Origin of the sequence: Streptomyces sp. NPDC002785, assembly GCF_040295565.1 — a bacterium.
Classification (GTDB): domain Bacteria; phylum Actinomycetota; class Actinomycetes; order Streptomycetales; family Streptomycetaceae; genus Streptomyces.
Genome location: NZ_JBEOVN010000022.1, coordinates 23,012 through 40,438 on the forward strand (window position 1 = coordinate 23,012; position 17,427 = coordinate 40,438).

At 70.0% G+C, this 17,427-nt stretch carries 12 protein-coding genes and 2 pseudogenes; 8 read left to right on the forward strand and 6 right to left on the reverse strand.

Translation table 11 applies throughout. From position 1 onward, the window contains the following. Window positions 1-3: 3 nt before the first annotated feature. Window positions 4-648 carry a 50S ribosomal protein L3 gene (gene rplC / locus ABTZ94_RS08905; RefSeq protein WP_072485542.1) on the reverse strand — a complete coding sequence of 215 codons (645 nt, stop codon included), beginning with the start codon at window positions 646-648 and terminating at the stop codon, window positions 4-6. A 13-nt stretch (window positions 649-661) separates the two neighbouring features. Then, window positions 662-970 (reverse strand): 30S ribosomal protein S10, encoded by a 309-nt coding sequence (rpsJ, locus tag ABTZ94_RS08910; RefSeq protein ID WP_003948644.1) that lies wholly within the window; start codon window positions 968-970, stop codon window positions 662-664. A gap of 517 nt (window positions 971-1,487) precedes the next feature. On the opposite strand from rpsJ, the gene ABTZ94_RS08915 reads away from it, so the two are divergent. The 5 genes and pseudogenes from ABTZ94_RS08915 to ABTZ94_RS37785 form a co-directional block, all read left to right on the forward strand. Continuing rightward, entirely contained in the window at window positions 1,488-3,158 is a 1,671-nt protein-coding gene (locus ABTZ94_RS08915) for an RNA ligase family protein (RefSeq protein ID WP_351198948.1), read from the forward strand. Beyond that, window positions 3,159-5,576 (forward strand): poly(A) polymerase, encoded by a 2,418-nt coding sequence (locus ABTZ94_RS08920; protein WP_351198950.1) that lies wholly within the window; start codon window positions 3,159-3,161, stop codon window positions 5,574-5,576. It abuts the gene before it with no gap. A 239-nt stretch (window positions 5,577-5,815) separates the two neighbouring features. Next, window positions 5,816-5,998, forward strand: a pseudogene (locus ABTZ94_RS08925) (GNAT family N-acetyltransferase); the annotation flags it as partial. A 171-nt stretch (window positions 5,999-6,169) separates the two neighbouring features. Next, on the forward strand, window positions 6,170-8,287 hold the full coding sequence (locus ABTZ94_RS08930) for a PIG-L family deacetylase (protein ID WP_351198952.1): 2,118 nt from the start codon (window positions 6,170-6,172) through the stop codon (window positions 8,285-8,287). Window positions 8,288-8,475: 188 nt separating this feature from the next. Next, window positions 8,476-8,547: pseudogene (locus tag ABTZ94_RS37785) on the forward strand (DNA-binding response regulator); the annotation flags it as partial. Between the two features lie 182 nt (window positions 8,548-8,729). Here the strand turns inward: ABTZ94_RS37785 and tuf are convergent. From tuf to rpsL, 4 genes are all read right to left on the reverse strand, one after another. Further along, window positions 8,730-9,923, reverse strand: a complete 1,194-nt coding sequence (tuf, locus tag ABTZ94_RS08940) for an elongation factor Tu (RefSeq protein ID WP_351198954.1) — start codon at window positions 9,921-9,923, stop codon at window positions 8,730-8,732. Window positions 9,924-10,084: 161 nt separating this feature from the next. Then, a complete protein-coding gene (gene fusA, locus ABTZ94_RS08945) occupies window positions 10,085-12,214 on the reverse strand; it encodes an elongation factor G (RefSeq protein WP_351198956.1) in 2,130 nt (709 codons plus the stop codon). Between the two features lie 38 nt (window positions 12,215-12,252). Beyond that, window positions 12,253-12,723, reverse strand: coding sequence for a 30S ribosomal protein S7 (rpsG, locus tag ABTZ94_RS08950; protein WP_093897234.1), 471 nt, complete (start codon window positions 12,721-12,723; stop codon window positions 12,253-12,255). A gap of 2 nt (window positions 12,724-12,725) precedes the next feature. Continuing rightward, window positions 12,726-13,097 carry a 30S ribosomal protein S12 gene (gene rpsL / locus ABTZ94_RS08955; protein WP_003948652.1) on the reverse strand — a complete coding sequence of 124 codons (372 nt, stop codon included), beginning with the start codon at window positions 13,095-13,097 and terminating at the stop codon, window positions 12,726-12,728. Between the two features lie 360 nt (window positions 13,098-13,457). Here rpsL and ABTZ94_RS08960 point away from each other — a divergent pair, with 360 nt between their 5' ends. The 3 genes from ABTZ94_RS08960 (at window position 13,458) to ABTZ94_RS08970 (ending at window position 17,412) form a co-directional block, all read left to right on the forward strand. Next, a complete protein-coding gene (locus ABTZ94_RS08960; protein ID WP_351198958.1) occupies window positions 13,458-14,240 on the forward strand; it encodes a Crp/Fnr family transcriptional regulator in 783 nt (260 codons plus the stop codon). 194 nt (window positions 14,241-14,434) lie between these two features. Further along, window positions 14,435-15,256, forward strand: coding sequence for a hypothetical protein (locus tag ABTZ94_RS08965; protein WP_351198960.1), 822 nt, complete (start codon window positions 14,435-14,437; stop codon window positions 15,254-15,256). Continuing rightward, window positions 15,253-17,412, forward strand: a complete 2,160-nt coding sequence (locus ABTZ94_RS08970; protein WP_351198962.1) for a hypothetical protein — start codon at window positions 15,253-15,255, stop codon at window positions 17,410-17,412. The genes ABTZ94_RS08965 and ABTZ94_RS08970 overlap by 4 nt, the downstream gene beginning before the upstream one ends. Window positions 17,413-17,427: the final 15 nt, after the last annotated feature.

A 17,427-nucleotide genomic window follows, 5' to 3' on the forward strand; every position in this document is an offset into this window, starting at 1 on the left:
ACCTCAAGCCCCCTTGGCCGCGGTACGGACCAGGACGAGGCCGCCGTTCGGACCGGGAACTGCGCCCTTGATGAGGAGCAGACCCTTCTCCGCGTCAACCGCGTGGATGGTCAGGTTCTGGGTGGTGACACGCTCGTTGCCCATGCGACCCGCCATGCGCATGCCCTTGAAGACACGGCCGGGGGTGGCACAGCCACCGATGGAGCCGGGCATGCGGTGCACACGGTGGGCACCGTGGGACGCCTTGCCACCCTTGAAGTTGTGACGCTTCATCACACCGGCGAAGCCCTTGCCCTTGCTCTTGCCCGTGACGTCAACCTTGACGCCGGACTCGAACACCTCGGCAGTGACCTCCTGGCCCAGCGTGTACTCGCTGGCGTCAGGGGTGCGGAGCTCCACCAGGTGGCGGCGCGGGGTCACGTCGGCCTTGGCGAAGTGACCCTTGAGGGGCTTGTTCACCTTGCGGGGGTCGATCTCGCCGAAGGCGATCTGGACTGCCTCGTAGCCGTCGTTGTCGTTGGTGCGAACCTGGGTGACGACGCAGGGCCCGGCCTTGACGACGGTCACCGGGACGACCCGGTTGTTCTCGTCCCAGACCTGGGTCATGCCGAGCTTCTCGCCCAGGACGCCCTTAATGTTCTTAGCCATCTCGCGCGTCACCTCAGAGCTTGATCTCGATGTCGACGCCCGCCGGCAGGTCGAGACGCATCAGCGAGTCAACCGTCTTCGGCGTGGGGTCGAGGATGTCGATGAGGCGCTTGTGCGTGCGCATCTCGAAGTGCTCGCGCGAGTCCTTGTACTTGTGCGGCGACTTGATGACGCAGTACACGTTCTTCTCAGTGGGCAGCGGCACCGGGCCCGCGACCGACGCACCAGTGCGGGTCACCGTCTCGACGATCTTCTTCGCCGAGGAGTCGATGACCTCGTGGTCGTAGGCCTTGAGCCGGATGCGGATCTTCTGTCCCGCCATGGCTACTAGTAGTCCTGTCTCTCATAACGCTCTGGAACCCGGGGGTTCTAAGGACTCCGTCTCCGACCCACGCGGTCGGGCGTGTCGCATCCCCTCTACGCAGATCTCCCGAAGGATTTCCCAACCAAGGGGGTGCGGGCCCGAGGACCGCGAGACCGGGGGCGGAACACCCACCGGGTGCCTGGCCTGTGCCCCACTGACGCTTCCCGGAAGATTCCCGTACTTCCGACCCGTAAAGGGTCGACGAGTACTGTGGGACTCGCTTCCGGTCCTCCCGGCGGGAGGCGCGCAGCATTGACACTCAACCGAGCAACCTGGCCAGTGTGCCATACGGGGCGTGAGCCTGGCCAATCGGGTGGAGGATCTTACCCCTCGTGGTCGCTCGGTCAAACGCGGGCGCGCAGCGGGAGCCCTGGGGGCCGTACGGGCATCGCACATCGTAATTCGGTCGAACGCCGTTCGCCCCCGCCCCTACAGTGACCGGCCGGGCTCACCGTCGTCACCAGGGGCATGCATCATGCGTACGCACTATCCACGCACGGCCCATCTGCCCTGGTCCCCGGGGGCCACCTCGGACGATGTACGGATCGCGGACCTCTGCGCGCTGGCCGGCCGCGAGGTCGTCGTCACCGAGAAGCTGGACGGCGAGAACACCACGCTCTACGCCGATGGACTCCACGCCCGCTCCCTCGATTCCGCCCACCATCCCTCGCGTGGGTGGGTGAAGGCACTCCAGGGCAGGATCGGAGCCCGGATACCCGACGGGTGGCGGGTGTGCGGCGAGAACATGTTCGCGCGCCATTCGATCCCGTACGACGGCCTGGAGAGCTTCTTCTACGGCTTCTCCGTCTGGGACGGGGAGCACTGCCTGGGCTGGGACCGGACGGTGGTGTTCCTGCGCGAGCTGGGGATTCCGGTGCCGCCGGTGCTGTGGCGCGGGGTGTTCGACGCGCGCGCCGAGAAGGCCCTGCGGGCGTTGAAGCCGGACACGGCACGGCAGGAGGGGTACGTCGTACGGCCCGCCGACGGCTTCGACGCACCGGACTTCGGGCGCCTGGTGGCGAAGTGGGTGCGGCCCGGCCACGTACAGACCGATACGCACTGGATGCACGCCTCCGTAGTGGAGAACGGGCTCGGCCCGGCCGCCGCCCTGTGGGCCGTACGGTCGGGGGCACCGGTCGACGCGGCGGCACTGGCCGACGCGACGGGTGCGGCATCGGGGAACGCCGGGGCTGCCGTGGCGATGGGCGATTCCCTCGACGCATTGGGCCGGACGGGCGACGACCGGCTGACCGGCGTACTGGCCGCGCTGATGCACCGCGGACGGCGTACGGAGCTGGCGCCCGCGCTGGCCAGGACGCTGGGGATGCCATTGGCCCGGCGCATCGCGGATCTCGTCGGACTGCACCCCGCACTGCACCGCCCGTACCCGGACGAGGAGCGCCGGACCGGCCTGGTCCGGATGTCGTTCGCCGCCGATCTGCCGCTGCTGCACGCGCTGGCCGCCGCCGTGGCGGACACCGACGGGACCCGTGAACAGGTGGAGTGGTCGGCGCTGCACGCGGAGGACGTACGGGAACCGGACGGGCTGCGCGAGGCGTTCGCGGATCTGGAGCCGACGGCCGCCTCCCGCTGCTGGGCGCAGGCCCGGGAGGCGTACGCCCTGGGCCGGGTCACCACCGCCGAGGAGGCGGTCGCCGCGACCTGGCGGTGGCGGGGCGGGGACTTCCCGCGCCTGGTCCATCTGGTCGGCCCCTCCGGCAGCGGCAAGAGCACCTTCGCGCGCGCTCTGCCCGGCGTGGACACGTACCTCTCGCTCGACGATCTGCGGCTGGCCCGGGGATCACGCGCCGACCAGAGGGCCAACGGGGAGGTGCTGCGCGAGGGGCTCGACCGGCTGGACACCGCGCTCGCAACGGGTGGCACGGTCGTCTGGGACGCCACCTCGCTCAACGCGCACCAGCGCTCCCTGGTGCACGCGGTCGCCCGGCGCAGGGACGCGCTGCTCACCCACGCCGTGGCGCTGGTCGACGAGGCGGAGCTGATCCGCCGCAACGACCGCCGCAGCCACCCGGTGCCCCCTCAGGTGCTGACCTCGCAACTGCACCGGTTCGTACCCCCGTACCCCGGCCAGGCGCACCGCACCTGGTACATCGGCGCGAGCGGGACCGTGGAGGACAGGGCGTAGATGCGTACCAGCGACGAGATCTATCACCGGGTCCGCTGGGACTCCCGGTTCGACCCGGCGCGCTTCGTGCTGGGCGTGGCGCAGCGCGGGCGGGAGCCCAAGCGGGTGCCGCTGCCCCGGTTCACACCCGGCGGGGACATTCCCTGGCACCGGGTGCTGTTCTTCGAGGCGGACGGCGAGGTGGTGTGGAGCCGGTCCTCGGGCGTGGACCGGATCGACGCGACGGACGCCGGACGGGTACGCACCCCGCGCCGGCTGCCGTCCCCGTACTTCACCTCCCGTACGCCGCACGCGTACTCCGTACCGGAGGCCGCCTGGACCCCCGCACCCGAGAACCCGCCGGCGCCTGCACATCGGGGCTCCCTGACGCTGCTGACCTGGAACACCCTCTGGGACCGCTACGACAGCGACCGCATCGACACCGCCCGGCGCCGTCCGCTGCTTCTGGACGCCCTCCGCTCGGCGGACGCGGACGTCATCGCCCTCCAGGAGGCCGAACCCGCCCTGCTCGGCCTGCTGTTGTCCACGCCCTGGGTCCGCGAGAGCTACACCCTCTGGGCCGACCCGGCCGGCCGGGATGTCGCCGACTGCGGTCTGCTGCTGCTCAGCAGGCTCCCGGTCCGGGAGGCGGGCCTGCATGTCCTCGGCCCGCACAAGGCGGTCGCCGCCGTGGTCGTGGAGACCGCCGAAGGGCCGGTCACGGTTGCGGTCACGCATCTCAGCAGCGACCACTCGGCGGACGGCGCCGCTCGGCGCGATGCCGAACTGGCCGATCTGGCGGTGGGGCTGGCCGCTGTCGAGGGTGATGTGCTGCTGGTCGGGGACTTCAACGACGGGGGCGACACCCCGCAGGACCGGCTGGCGATGGCGGACGCCTGGAGTCAGGTGCACGGCTCGGACGACCGGACGCCGACCTTCGATCCGTCCGTCAATCCGCTGGCCGCCGTCTCCTCCCTGACGGGGCGGGTGTCCCGGCTGGACCGGGTCCTGGTCCGGTCGGAGCGGCTGCGGCCGGTGTCGGCGGTGCTGCTGGGCGACACGGCGTCGCCGGACGGGCTGTACGTCTCGGACCACTTCGGGGTACGGGTGCGCTTCACCGGCAGCGCGGTACCGATCGGCGCGTCCGGTTTTGGACAGGTCTCGTGGTTCGATGCCCCGGCGGCCTCCCGTCCCAGCGCGACGGAACCCGGACAGGTCCCGTGGCTCGCGCGCGCCGTCCCGGCGGCCACCCGGCCCACCGCGACCGATGCGGCGGACATCGTCCGCCGGGTGACCGACGCCCTGCCCGAGGGCATCGTCCATCCGGTCGGCTCGCGGCGGATGTGCTGTGCGCTGTACGGCGCCGATGTGGACCTGGTCGCGGCGCTGCCCGGCACCGTCGATCCCACGGCGCTACGGGAACGGCTGGCCGCGGCCCTCCCCGAGGCGGTGGGCCTCCGCGAGGTGACCGGGGCGCGCGTGCCCGGCCTGCGCTTCGGTCTCCATGGGCTCCAGGTGGACCTGGTGACCGTCGCGACCGGCGACCTCCCGTCGGCCGAGGCGGTCCCCCGCCGCACCGAACTGGGCGAGGCGGCGGCCACGGCCCTGAGCGCGGTGAGCGACGCGGACGCCGTGCTCGCGGCAACGGGCCCGCACCGGGCGGCGTTCACCCGCCTCGCCCGCGAGGTGAAGGCGTGGGCCGGGGCGCGCGGTCTGGATTCCGCCCCGTGCGGCGGGCTGCCCGGCCTTGCCTGGTCCGTGCTGGCGGCCCACACCGCCCACGACGCCGGTGACCTGCCGCCCGTGCCGTTGCTGCGGCACTTCTTCGCGACCTGGGCGGCGTGGGACTGGGAGCGGGCGGTCGGGTGGGAGGAGCCCGGCGCCGTCCCCCTTGTGGGGGCAGTCGGGTCCCAGAAGCCCGGTTCCCACCCCCACACCGTGGGGACGGTCGGCGAAAAGCCCGGCCCGTTCCCCCTCACCGTGCTCACCCCGACCGCCCCCGTGCGTTCCTGCACCTCGCAGGTCTCCCCCACAGGCCGCGACCTCATCGCCGAGGAACTCTTCCGCGCCTGGGAGATCCTGGAGTCCGCCGCCGACTCCGACCCGGTACCGCACGCCCTGCTCTGCGCCCCACCGCCCCTGCACCTGCGCCACGCCGCCTGGGCGATCGTCTCCGTACGACAGGGCGCGGACGAGGGCCGCTTCCGGGGCCGGCTCCTGGCCCTGCTCGCCGCCCTCGCGGAAGCGGGCTCCCCGGACGCCCACGCCTGGCCCCGCCCGTGCGGCACCGACGCGTCCCACGTCCAGTACGCGATCGGCCTCGGCCGCACCCCGCCCGACGCGGCCCGGCTGGCCGAGATCGGCGGGGAGTTGCTGCGCGGGCTGTCCGGAGCGGAGCTCACCCGCACGGGAGCCGCAGCTGGGCGGCCGGTTCGCTGAACACCGGCGGCCACGGAGGGGTAGAACCCCTGTTCGGCGCCTCGGTACAACGCCGCAGGGCGGCGACGGCCCTCACCCTCGACTCCGGAGGACCGGGCCGGATCGTCACCCGCACCGTCTCGTACAACCGGCCCACGAACGAAGCGACCCCCACCGCGCTCAGAGCCGCCCACCACCGGTCCCGCACCGGGCCAGCCCACGCCGCTTCCGTGCCGAGTGCGTAGGCGATGAGGCCATGGGGGCGCGGCATCGGCACCGCCGTGCTGCGGTCGCTGCTCACCCGGGCCGATGACGAAGGCGTGACCGTCCGCCTGGACGTGCTGGAGGGCAGCGCCGCCCGGGCTCTCTACGAACGGCACGGGTTCACCGAGGAACGGCAGGACCCGATCGACGTGTTCATGGTGCGCGCCCCCGCGCGTTGAGCCGTCCGGGTTCTTGGGCCCGCACCCGTAGAAACCCAGGCAACCCACCCCCGGCAATCTCCGTCTATCCCCCCGCAGCAGCGGCTCGCCCCCCGCCGCCACCTGCACGAATCGGCACGCAGCACAGGGCCGCCCAGCCGCCCGCTGCGGGGGAAGTGGACGGAGCACGGTGTGACGGATCGACCTGCGTTGCGCGCATCCCATGCGGGAGTACCTCGGCGCGCTCTGCTGAAGGCGGCGGCCGGTGTGCCCGGCCTGGCCGCCCTCAGCGCATGCACGGCGCCTGCGCCTCCCCGCCGTCGGGATACCGCCGCGGACCCGACGCCCGGCCTGCCGATCAGCACCTCGCACCCGGCCCTGATGATGCAGATCCTCGCCCACCCGGACGACGACCTGTACTTCATGAACCCGGACACCCAGCAGGCCTTCGCCGCCGGGACACCACTGGTCTGCGTCTATCTGACCGGCGGCGAGGCCACCGGCATCAATCGCATGCCCGGCCAGCCGCTGCCCGTCCCCGACAAGGCCGCGTACTCCTCTTCCCGTCACCAGGGGCTCCGCCAGGCGTACGCGACGCTGCTCGGACTCGGCCGGTTCACGAAGTGGCAGAAGTCCGTCATCGACCTCGACGGCAACCACCGGGCCGAGATCAACAGCCTTTCGCACGACGGCCGCAAGGTCGAGCTGATCTTCATCAACACCGCTATGCACACCACGTATGGCCGTCTCGGCCTGCCCAGTCTCTGGCGGGACCGGCGGCTCGTCCTGCCCACGGTCGTCGCCGACAACTCACCGCTGCAGCAGGTGGGCTCGTACACGTACGACGGACTGATCGACGTCCTGGTCGGGCTGTTCGACCGGTACCGGCCCAGCATCGTGCACACCATGGACCCGGATCCCGACATCCAGCACAGCAGCGAGGCCGTCCGCCGCCGGGACAGTGAGCAGCAGGGCTACTCCGACCATCCCGACCACACCGCGACCGCGTTGTTCACCTGGACCGCTCTGATCCGGTGGGTGGCGCGGGCCACCCAGGGCGGTGGGAAGGTGCCGAGCTTCGCCACCACGGCGTTCCGCGGGTACTACAACCGGCACTGGCCGAAGAATCTGCCGCCCGCCGTGCTCGCGGAGAAGGCATCGCGCCTGGTGCCCTACGGCGGTTCGGCCGACTGGGACTGCGGCAACCCCGCCGGCTGCGGTGACTACGGTGTCGGCGGCAACCGGCCGCTGACCAACCGGAAGGGCTGGGTACGGTCCACCCACTACCGCTACCCCGGCCCCCGGCCGGCCGTCGCCACCGGCCCGGACGGCCGGCTCGTCGCCTACGGGGTGCTGGGGCTGCGGGCGGTGCGCTGGCGCGAGAGCGCCCCGGGCAGCGGGGTGTGGGACGCGCCGGACGACCTCGGCGGCGGCCCGCTCGCCCCGATTCTGGGCAGCGCGACGCTGCCGGACGGACGGCAGTTGCTCTTCGGGCTCCGGTTCGCCGCTCTCAGCGGGCACGGCGCCGACAACGAACGTGAGATCGTCGCGCTGGAGCAGCGTTCCCCCGGCGGCGGCTTCCGGGCCTGGCAGGGGCTGGGAAACCCGGAGCGGAGCCATGACAACGGGCGCCGGATCGGCGTGCCCGTCGCGGTCGCCGCCCCCGACGGGCAGGTCCATCTCTTCGTGCGGAACGCGGAGAAGGGCCTCAGTACGCGGGTACGGGACACGTCCGGCCGGTGGAGCGGATGGCGGGACATGGGCGGGGGCGAGATCCAGGACGGGCTGTCCGCCGTGGTGGACGACGCGGGGTGTGTCCATGTCTTCGCGGCGGGCCGTTTCGCGGTGCATCACTGGACGCAGGACGCGCCCGGGGACGCACTGACGGCGCGCACCCAGATCAGCGGGGTGCCGGTGCCGGGTGACGGTCCGGGTGCGCTGGCGGCATCGGACGGGTCCACCGATCTGTTCTACCGGGCGGCGGCGAAGGCCGCGGTGACGACCGTACGGACCGGGGAGACGGCGGGCGAGACCGGCATCGAAGGGTACGGGCGGACCATCGAGGACCGGACCGGCTTCGACGGGTACGGACCGGTCACCGCCGCCGGGTCTCCGCACGGCCCGGTACTGCTCGGCCGCACCGAGAAGGGCCTGATCCAGGTCCGTACCGCCGGAAAGCTCTCCGTGCGGGAGCGCGGCCCGGTGGCGCTGGACCGCCCCGCGCTGCACATCGGAACGGCCGGGCGGCCGACGGTGGTGGCACTGGGGGTCGACGCCCGCCCGTGGCTCTGGCGCCCCCAGCAGGCCTGACGACACAGGTGGGCACCTGCCCGAGGCAGCGGCTGCCACCGTCATGCTCAAGGCGCTGATCGCCGAGGACATGGCGGTCGTACGGGAGGGGCTGGCATCCGTGCGGGCGCGAGGTGTGACCCAGGCCACCCGCGGCGACGAGGTCCGCGCCGGCCGCCCGGCCCGACGTGGCCGTGCTGGATGTCGCCATGCCCGGCCAGGACGGCATCGCCACAGCACGTCAACTCGCCGAACGACTGCCGTCATGCCGCATGCTCGTCCTGACCGTACTCGACCGGCCGGGCCATCTGCGGGCAGCCGGGGAAGCGGGCGCCGCCGGCCACCAACTCGGAGCCTGCGCGATGTCGTCACATACCGAAGGGCCCCGGTCCACCGCTTACGCGGCGGGCCGGGGCCCTTCTTGGTGCTCTGTGCGGAGCAACCAGGTCAGACAGTCAGGTAATTACTTGACGATCTTGGTGACCTGGCCGGCGCCCACGGTCCGGCCACCCTCACGGATGGCGAACTTCAGGCCCTCTTCCATGGCGACAGGCTGGATGAGGTTGACCGTCATGACGGTGTTGTCACCCGGCATGACCATCTCGGTGCCCTCGGGAAGGGTCACCACGCCCGTCACGTCCGTGGTACGGAAGTAGAACTGCGGGCGGTAGTTGTTGAAGAAGGGGGTGTGACGGCCACCCTCGTCCTTCGACAGGATGTAGGCCTGGGCCTCGAACTCGGTGTGCGGCGTGACCGAACCGGGCTTGATGATGACCTGGCCGCGCTCGACGTCCTCGCGCTTGATGCCACGGAGGAGCAGACCGACGTTCTCACCGGCCTGGCCCTCGTCGAGCAGCTTGCGGAACATCTCGATGCCGGTGACCGTGGTGGTGGTCTTCTCCTGCTTGATACCGACGATGTCGACGGTCTCGTTGACCTTCAGGACACCACGCTCGATACGACCGGTGACGACGGTGCCACGACCGGTGATCGTGAAGACGTCCTCGATCGGCATCAGGAACGGCTTGTCGACGTCGCGCTCGGGCTGCGGGATCGACTCGTCGACGGCCTTCATCAGGTCGAGGACGGTCTGGCCCCACTCCTTGTCGCCCTCGAGCGCCTTGAGCGCCGAGACCTTGACGACCGGCAGGTCGTCGCCCGGGAACTCGTACTCGGAGAGGAGCTCACGGACCTCGAGCTCGACGAGCTCCAGGATCTCCTCGTCGTCCACCATGTCGGCCTTGTTCAGGGCGACGACGATGTACGGAACGCCGACCTGGCGGGCCAGGAGCACGTGCTCCTTGGTCTGCGGCATCGGGCCGTCGGTGGCGGCAACCACGAGGATGGCGCCGTCCATCTGCGCCGCACCCGTGATCATGTTCTTGATGTAGTCGGCGTGACCCGGGCAGTCGACGTGCGCGTAGTGACGCGACTCCGTCTGGTACTCGACGTGCGCGATCGAGATCGTGATACCGCGCTGGCGCTCCTCGGGAGCCTTGTCGATCTGGTCGAAGGCCGAGGCCTCGTTCAGGTCCGGGTACGCGTCGTGCAGCACCTTGGTAATGGCGGCCGTGAGGGTCGTCTTACCGTGGTCAATGTGACCGATGGTGCCGATGTTGACGTGCGGCTTAGTCCGCTCGAACTTCGCCTTCGCCACTGGGTCCTCCTGTGGAGTGGTTCTGTACGCCTTGCTTCATCGGCGCCAGGTGATCTTTGCTGGGATGCCGGGGCCGGGGGGCATGCACCGCATTGCTTGCGCTTTGCGACGAATGCCCCACCAGGCTCCGGTGACAAGCCTAAAGCGTGAGCTCGGGAGAGTTACTCGCCCTTGGCCTTCGCGATGATCTCCTCGGCGACGTTCCGCGGAACCTCGGCGTAGGAGTCGAACTGCATCGAGTAGCTTGCGCGACCCGAGGTCTTGCTGCGGAGGTCTCCGACGTAGCCGAACATCTCCGAGAGGGGCACGAGGCCCTTCACGACGCGAGCGCCGCTGCGCTCCTCCATGGCCTGGATCTGGCCACGGCGGGAGTTGAGGTCGCCGATGACGTCACCCATGTAGTCCTCGGGCGTGGTGACCTCGACGGCCATCATCGGCTCAAGGAGCACGGGGGACGCCTTGCGGGCACCCTCCTTGAACGCCTGCGAACCGGCGATCTTGAAGGCGAGCTCGGAGGAGTCGACCTCGTGGTAGCCACCGTCGAGAAGGGTGACGCGGACGCCGACCATCTCGTAACCGGCCAGGATGCCGAACTGCATGGCTTCCTGAGCACCCGCGTCCACCGAGGGGATGTACTCACGGGGGATGCGGCCACCGGTGACCTTGTTGACGAACTCGTAGGACGCGTCGCCACCCTCGAGGGGCTCAAGGGCGATCTGCACCTTCGCGAACTGGCCGGTACCACCAGTCTGCTTCTTGTGCGTGTAGTCGATGCGCTCGACGGCCTTGCGGATCGTCTCGCGGTACGCGACCTGCGGCTTGCCGACGTTCGCCTCGACGCGGAACTCGCGCTTCATGCGGTCGACGAGCACCTCGAGGTGAAGCTCGCCCATACCACCGATGATGGTCTGGCCGGTCTCCTCGTCGGAGTGCACCTGGAAGGACGGGTCCTCCTCGGAGAGGCGCTGGATGGCGACACCCAGCTTCTCCTGGTCACCCTTGGACTTGGGCTCGATGGCGACCTGAATGACCGGCGCCGGGAAGTCCATGGACTCCAGGATGACCGGGTTCTTGTCGTCACACAGCGTCTCGCCGGTGGTGGTCTGCTTCAGGCCCATGACGGCGATGATGTCACCGGCACCCACCGACGCGATCTCCTCACGCTTGTTCGCGTGCATGCGGTAGATCTTGCCGATGCGCTCCTTCTTGCCCTTGACCGAGTTCAGCACCGCGGTGCCGGCCTCGAGGCGACCGGAGTAGATCCGGACGAAGGTGAGCTTGCCGAGGTGCGGGTCGCTCGCGATCTTGAACGCCAGGCCGGAGAACGGCTCGTCGTCCGAGGGCTTGCGCTTGATGACAACCTCGGGGTCCTTGACGTCGTGGCCCTCGATGGCCTCGACGTCCAGGGGGGAAGGCAGGTAGCGGACGACCGCGTCGAGCAGGGGCTGGACACCCTTGTTCTTGAACGCCGTGCCACAGAACACCGGGGTGACGGTGACGGAGTCGGCGCTGCCCTTCGATGCGAGGGTGATCCGACGGATCGCCTCGTGCAGCTGCTCGTGGGTGGGCTCCTCGCCCTCCAGGTACAGCTCCATCATGGCGTCGTCGTTCTCCGAGACGGCCTCGAGGAGCTTGCCGCGCCATTCCTCGGCGGCCTCCTTGAGGTTGTCCGGGATCTCGACGGTGTCGTACATCTCGCCCTTGGCGGCCTCTTCGGGGTACACGAAGGCCTTCATCGTCACGAGGTCGACGACGCCGCGGAAGTCGGCCTCCGCACCGATGGGGAGCTGCATGACGATCGGGACAGCACCAAGGCGCTGGACGATCATGTCGACACAACGGAGGAAGTCGGCGCCGGTACGGTCGAGCTTGTTGACGAAGCAGATACGCGGCACGCCGTAGCGGTCCGCCTGACGCCAGACGGTCTCGGACTGCGGCTCGACGCCCGCCACACCGTCGAACACGGTGACGGCGCCGTCGAGGACGCGGAGCGAACGCTCCACCTCGACGGTGAAGTCGACGTGACCCGGGGTGTCGATGATGTTGATGGTGTGGTCAACATCATTGAGCGGCCAGTGACAGGTCGTCGCGGCAGACGTGATCGTGATGCCGCGCTCCTGCTCCTGCTCCATCCAGTCCATCGTGGCAGCGCCGTCGTGGACTTCACCGATCTTGTACGAAACGCCGGTGTAGAACAGGATCCGCTCAGTGGTGGTCGTCTTGCCCGCGTCGATGTGGGCCATGATCCCGATGTTGCGGACCTTGGCCAGGTCAAGCGAAGTGGTGGCCATAAGGCTCAATCTTCTCTCGGTCTCGATGTGGGTAGCGACTACCAGCGGTAGTGCGCGAAGGCCTTGTTGGACTCGGCCATCTTGTGGGTGTCCTCGCGCTTCTTGACGGCAGCGCCAAGACCGTTGGAGGCGTCGAGCAGCTCGTTCATGAGGCGCTCGGTCATGGTCTTCTCGCGGCGGGCGCGGGAGTAACCCACGAGCCAGCGCAGCGCGAGGGTGGAGGCGCGACCGGGCTTGACCTCGATCGGCACCTGGTAGGTGGCGCCACCGACACGGCGGGACTTGACCTCGAGCGAGGGCTTGACGTTCTCAAGCGCGCGCTTCAGCGTGATGACCGGGTCGTTGCCGGTCTTCTCGCGGAGGCCTTCCATGGCGCCGTACACGATCCGCTCGGCAGTGGAACGCTTGCCGTTGAGCAGGATCTTGTTGATCAGCGAGGTGACAAGAGGAGAACCGTAGACCGGGTCGATGATGACCGGGCGCTTCGGGGCGGGGCCCTTACGAGGCATTCTTACTTCTCCTTCTTGGCGCCGTAGCGGCTGCGGGCCTGCTTGCGGTTCTTGACACCCTGGGTGTCAAGGGAGCCGCGGATGATCTTGTAACGAACACCCGGCAGGTCCTTCACACGGCCACCACGCACGAGCACAATGGAGTGCTCCTGCAGGTTGTGTCCCTCACCCGGGATGTAGGCCGTGACCTCGATACCGGAGGTCAGACGCACACGCGCGACCTTACGGAGTGCCGAGTTCGGCTTCTTCGGGGTGGTCGTGAACACACGCGTGCAGACGCCGCGGCGCTGGGGCGAACCCTCGAGTGCGGGCGTCTTGTTCTTCTCGACCTTGTCCTGCCGGCCCTTCCGGACCAGCTGCTGGATCGTAGGCACTACTTCTCCGGTTTCTGTGTGCCGTTCGTGAAACTAACCTGAAACGTCACCGACCCACGCGGTCGGGTGTGTCGAATGCTGCAGGCTCCTGCCGCAAGGCAGAAGGAGCGCAGATTGCGGTGGCCACTGACGGACTCGCCATGCGGTTGAGGACACGCACACGAGCCCAGGCACACCCCAGGCACAAGGTCTGAGCGTACCTACCTCATCGACTCCGGTCAAAACAAATGCTGGAGGCCCCGACACGCCCGGCATGTCCCCCGGTCGTTCTCCCGCCCGCCACCAATTCTTTCCGTTTACAACCAGCCGACCCGCACTTGTCGTAGCTTGATCGGTCCGTCTCGGCGATCGGGGGAGCCCATGAGCGGCGCGTACGTACCGGGCGACGGGGGCCTGGAGGACCGGGTGCCCTTTCTGGCTCGGCTTGAACACGACGACCGGTCCAGACTTCTCGGCCTCGGCCGCGAGCTACGGTTCGCGCCCCGTATCGAGCTTCTGCACCAGAACGAACCCTCCTCGTACGTCCTCTTCATCGTCCACGGCTGGACCAAGGTCACCGCCTCGGCCGCCAACGGCTACGAGGCGCTACTCGCCCTGCGCGGCCCCGGCGACATCATCGGTGAGTCCGCCGCACTGACCGGCAGGCCCCGCTCCGCCACGGTGACAGCGCTGGAGCCGGTCCGGGCCGTGGCCGTGCCACGGGAACTGTTCAAGGAGTTCCTGTCCAGCTCCACCGGCGTCTCGTTCGCCCTGCTCGGGCTCACCTCCGACCGTACGCGCGCCGCCGACCGGCGCCGGCTGGAGTTCGCGTCGATGAGCGTGCGCGAGCGCTTCGCCGCCCTCCTGCTCGACCTGGCCCGCACCCACGGCAGGCGCACCGATGAGGGCATCGAGCTCGCTGTACCGCTGAGCAAGCAGGAGCTCGCGGGATCGGTGGGCGCTTCGCGCGAGATGGTGCAGCGGCTGCTCAAGGAGTTGAGGGAGAGGGGCGCGGTGAGCACGGGGCGGCGGGCGCTGCTCATCAGGCGACCGGACATCCTGCGCCGGATTGCCCGAGAGGAGCGGCCGGAGCCGGAGCCCCGTCCTGCTCCTGGCCCTGGGGCGGAGCCGGGGCCGGATCACAGAGGCGGGTCCGGTCTCTGACCTCCGGCGGTGACTCCGGGCGGCCTCAGGGCGGGTCGGGCCTCTGACCTCCAACGGTGACTCCGGGTGACCTCGCCGTCCCCGAGGGCGACTCTGTGCACACGGTCACACTCCGAGTGCGTCATCCGTCCTCACTGCCCGTGCCACGCCGCCACCACACTCCTCACAGCACGGCATCCCACGAGAGGCGACCCATGACCCATCCAGTGAGCCGCACCATCCTGCTGCTCGACATCGAAAAGTTCAGCGACCGGGACGACGTCGAGCAGTCGTATCTGCGCCGGATGCTGTACGACGTGGCCGACCGCACCATGCTCGCCGCCGGCATCGACGAGACCAGGCGGCAGCGGGCGGACCGCGGCGACTCGGTCATGGAGCTCATCGACGCGGACGCCTCGGTGCCCACGCTGCTGCGCACGCTGCTCACCGACGTACCGGCCCAGCTGCGGGCAGTGAACCGGATGGCGTCCAGCTCGGCACAGATGCGGCTGCGCGCGGTCGTCGCGGCGGGTTACGTGGCGGTCGACGAACTCAACGGCTGGGTCGGCTCCGACCTCAATCACGCCTGCCGGCTGTTGGACGCGTCCCTGCTGCGGGCCGCGCTGCGCGAGCGGACGGACGCATTCGCCCTCTGCGTGTCGGAGAACGTGTATGCCGGAATCGTGCGCCACAACCATCTCGGCGTACCTGCCGAGGAGTTCACTGCCATCTCGGTGCCCAGCAAGAACGGAGTGCTGAAGGCATGGCTTCACGGCCCCGTTCCGACCGGGCCCCGGCAGGACCACCATGAAGCGGGGGACGACGTCCCAGTGCCGGAGCGGAAAGGGGAGGGGAAGTCCGGCGCCGGGACCACGGCCGGCCGGCCGGCCGCGTCCCGTCCGCCGTCCGGCCCCCAGGGCACCGGCGCGCGGTTCGGCGGCGGCCTCGTCGTCGGCGACAACCACGGCGTCTCCGCCGGAACGGTCAACGGCGACATCAACTTCGGCGGTACCGGTGGCCGGGGTGAGCGCGGATGAGCCCAAAAACCGCCGACCCGCAGGCGCAGCAGCCGGCGCCGTCCACGGACGACAAGCCCGAGCAGCCGGCCGCCGAGGACGCCGACAGCAAGGAGTCGGCCGCCGAGGAGCAGGACCAGCCCCAGAGCGCCTGGTCGGCCCGGCGCGACCTGGAGGACCACACTCCGCGGAGCATGAAGTTCGACGTCGGCACCCGGTTCGGCGGCGGGCTGACGGGCCGCGACAACCACGGTGTCAGCGCGGGCCGGATCGCCGGTGACGTGATCATGGGCAGCAAGACCGAGATCTTCTACCAACTCGGCGGCACCACACACTCTTCCGGCGAGCTGCCGCAGGCCACGCTGGAGCGGCTGGCCGCGCGCTTCGTCGCCGACGAGGCCCCGTTCACCGCGCTGATCGAGCGATTACGCACCGAGCGCGTCCTCGTCCTGTCCGGACCGCACTTCGCCGGACGGCGGACGGCGGCCCTGATGCTGCTGCACCATCTGGGCGCCACGCCTGTGCGCGCACTGGACCGGGCCACCGAGCCCGGCGCGCTCGCCCAGTGGGTGGGCGACGGCGGGCAGGTCCTCTGCGACCTGATCACCGACCGCCGCCGGCCGCTGCGCGAGGCCGACCTCCTCGCCGTGCGCGAGCGGCTCACCGAGAAGGACGCGTACCTGGTCGTCACCGTGGGCCCGACGGCCGCGCTGGAGGGCATTCCGGCCGCCGTCTGGCAGTCGCCGTCGCCCGGCGCGGTACTCCGCGCACACCTCGCCGCGCTGGTCGGCCCCGAAGACGTACAGAAGCTGCTCGATCTGCCGGCCGTGACCGAATTCCTGGACCGGGACCATCAGTTACGGGAGGCCGCCGCGTACGCCGCAGAGCTCGCGCGGTTCGCGCACGGGCAAGCGGAGGAACGGAATATCGAGCGGTTCTCACTGGCCTCGCTGGAGAACCAGGTCCAGGAGTGGTTCGAGGAGAACGAGGCCTCGCTGCACCTGCGCGACAAGGCGTTCCTGGTCGCACTGGCCGCCTTCGACGGCGGCCCCTACGCGCTCACCGCAGAGCTGAGCGACCTCCTCTACGGCTTCCTGCAGAAGACCGAGAACCCCGGACTGCCGCCCACAGTCCCGGTCTTCGGCACACACATCGGCAAGCGCCTACAGCTGGCCCGGGCCAAGCGGTACGAGGAGGAGGAGCACACCGAGTGGGGTCCGGTGACCCAGCTCAAGGCCGCTTTCCGGGACGACCGCGCCGCGCTGGTACTGCTGCGCGAGGTATGGACCGGGCATCCGTCGGCCCGCCCCGCGCTGGTCGGGTGGCTGCGGAAGCTCGCGGGTGACGGCCGTCCGCTGGTACGCACGCGAGCTGCCGCCACCGTCGCGGTGCTCGCCTACACCGATCTGCCGTCCGCGATGGCTCTGGTCATCGAAGGATGGGCCACCTCGCAGCTGTACCGGCACCGCCTCGTCGCCGTCAACGCACTCGCGCTCGCCCACTTGGTCGGGACGTCGAACGTGCCGCGTGTCATCGACTCCTGGTGCATCAGCGACGATCCACGGCTGCGCTGGGTCGCGATCCGCGCACACGGCCTGATCGGCCCGGAGCGCCCGGTCGAGACGCTCCTCGCGCTGCGCGCAGCGGCCCGGCGGCAGAGCGACGAGGTCGAGCCCGACGAACGGCTCGCCGCCGAACTCGCCCAGTCCGTACAGCTGTTGATCCTCTCTCCGACCGGTGACGAGGTCCTCTCCGAGTTGAGCAGGAAGCTCCGCGACGACCGGGCCGTCTTCAATCTGGCGGTCAGCGGGTTCACCGGCGCCTGCGCCAGAACCGAGCAGGACGAACCGTACGGACGACCGCTGATCCTGCACTGGTATGCGCAGGCCACGCACGGCCACGATCCGGCCGCCGAGCACATCGCCGGACTGTGGCGGGCCGCCCTCGGAGACCTCGCGCACACCCAGGACGCACTCAAGGTCCTGCGCCACTGGGTGCTGACGGCGGAGCACGACACCGACTGCGAATGGGCACTCGCGGCACTGCTGCCCGCGCTGGCCGAGTCCGGCCCCGAACACCAGCGCCTCACCCATCTGCTGCGCACCATGCCCGGCGAGGACGGAGCCCCTCCGCCGCCCGTGGCGAGCCGTCTGCTGACTGTCCTGCCACCCCGCTGAACCCGCACACCTTGA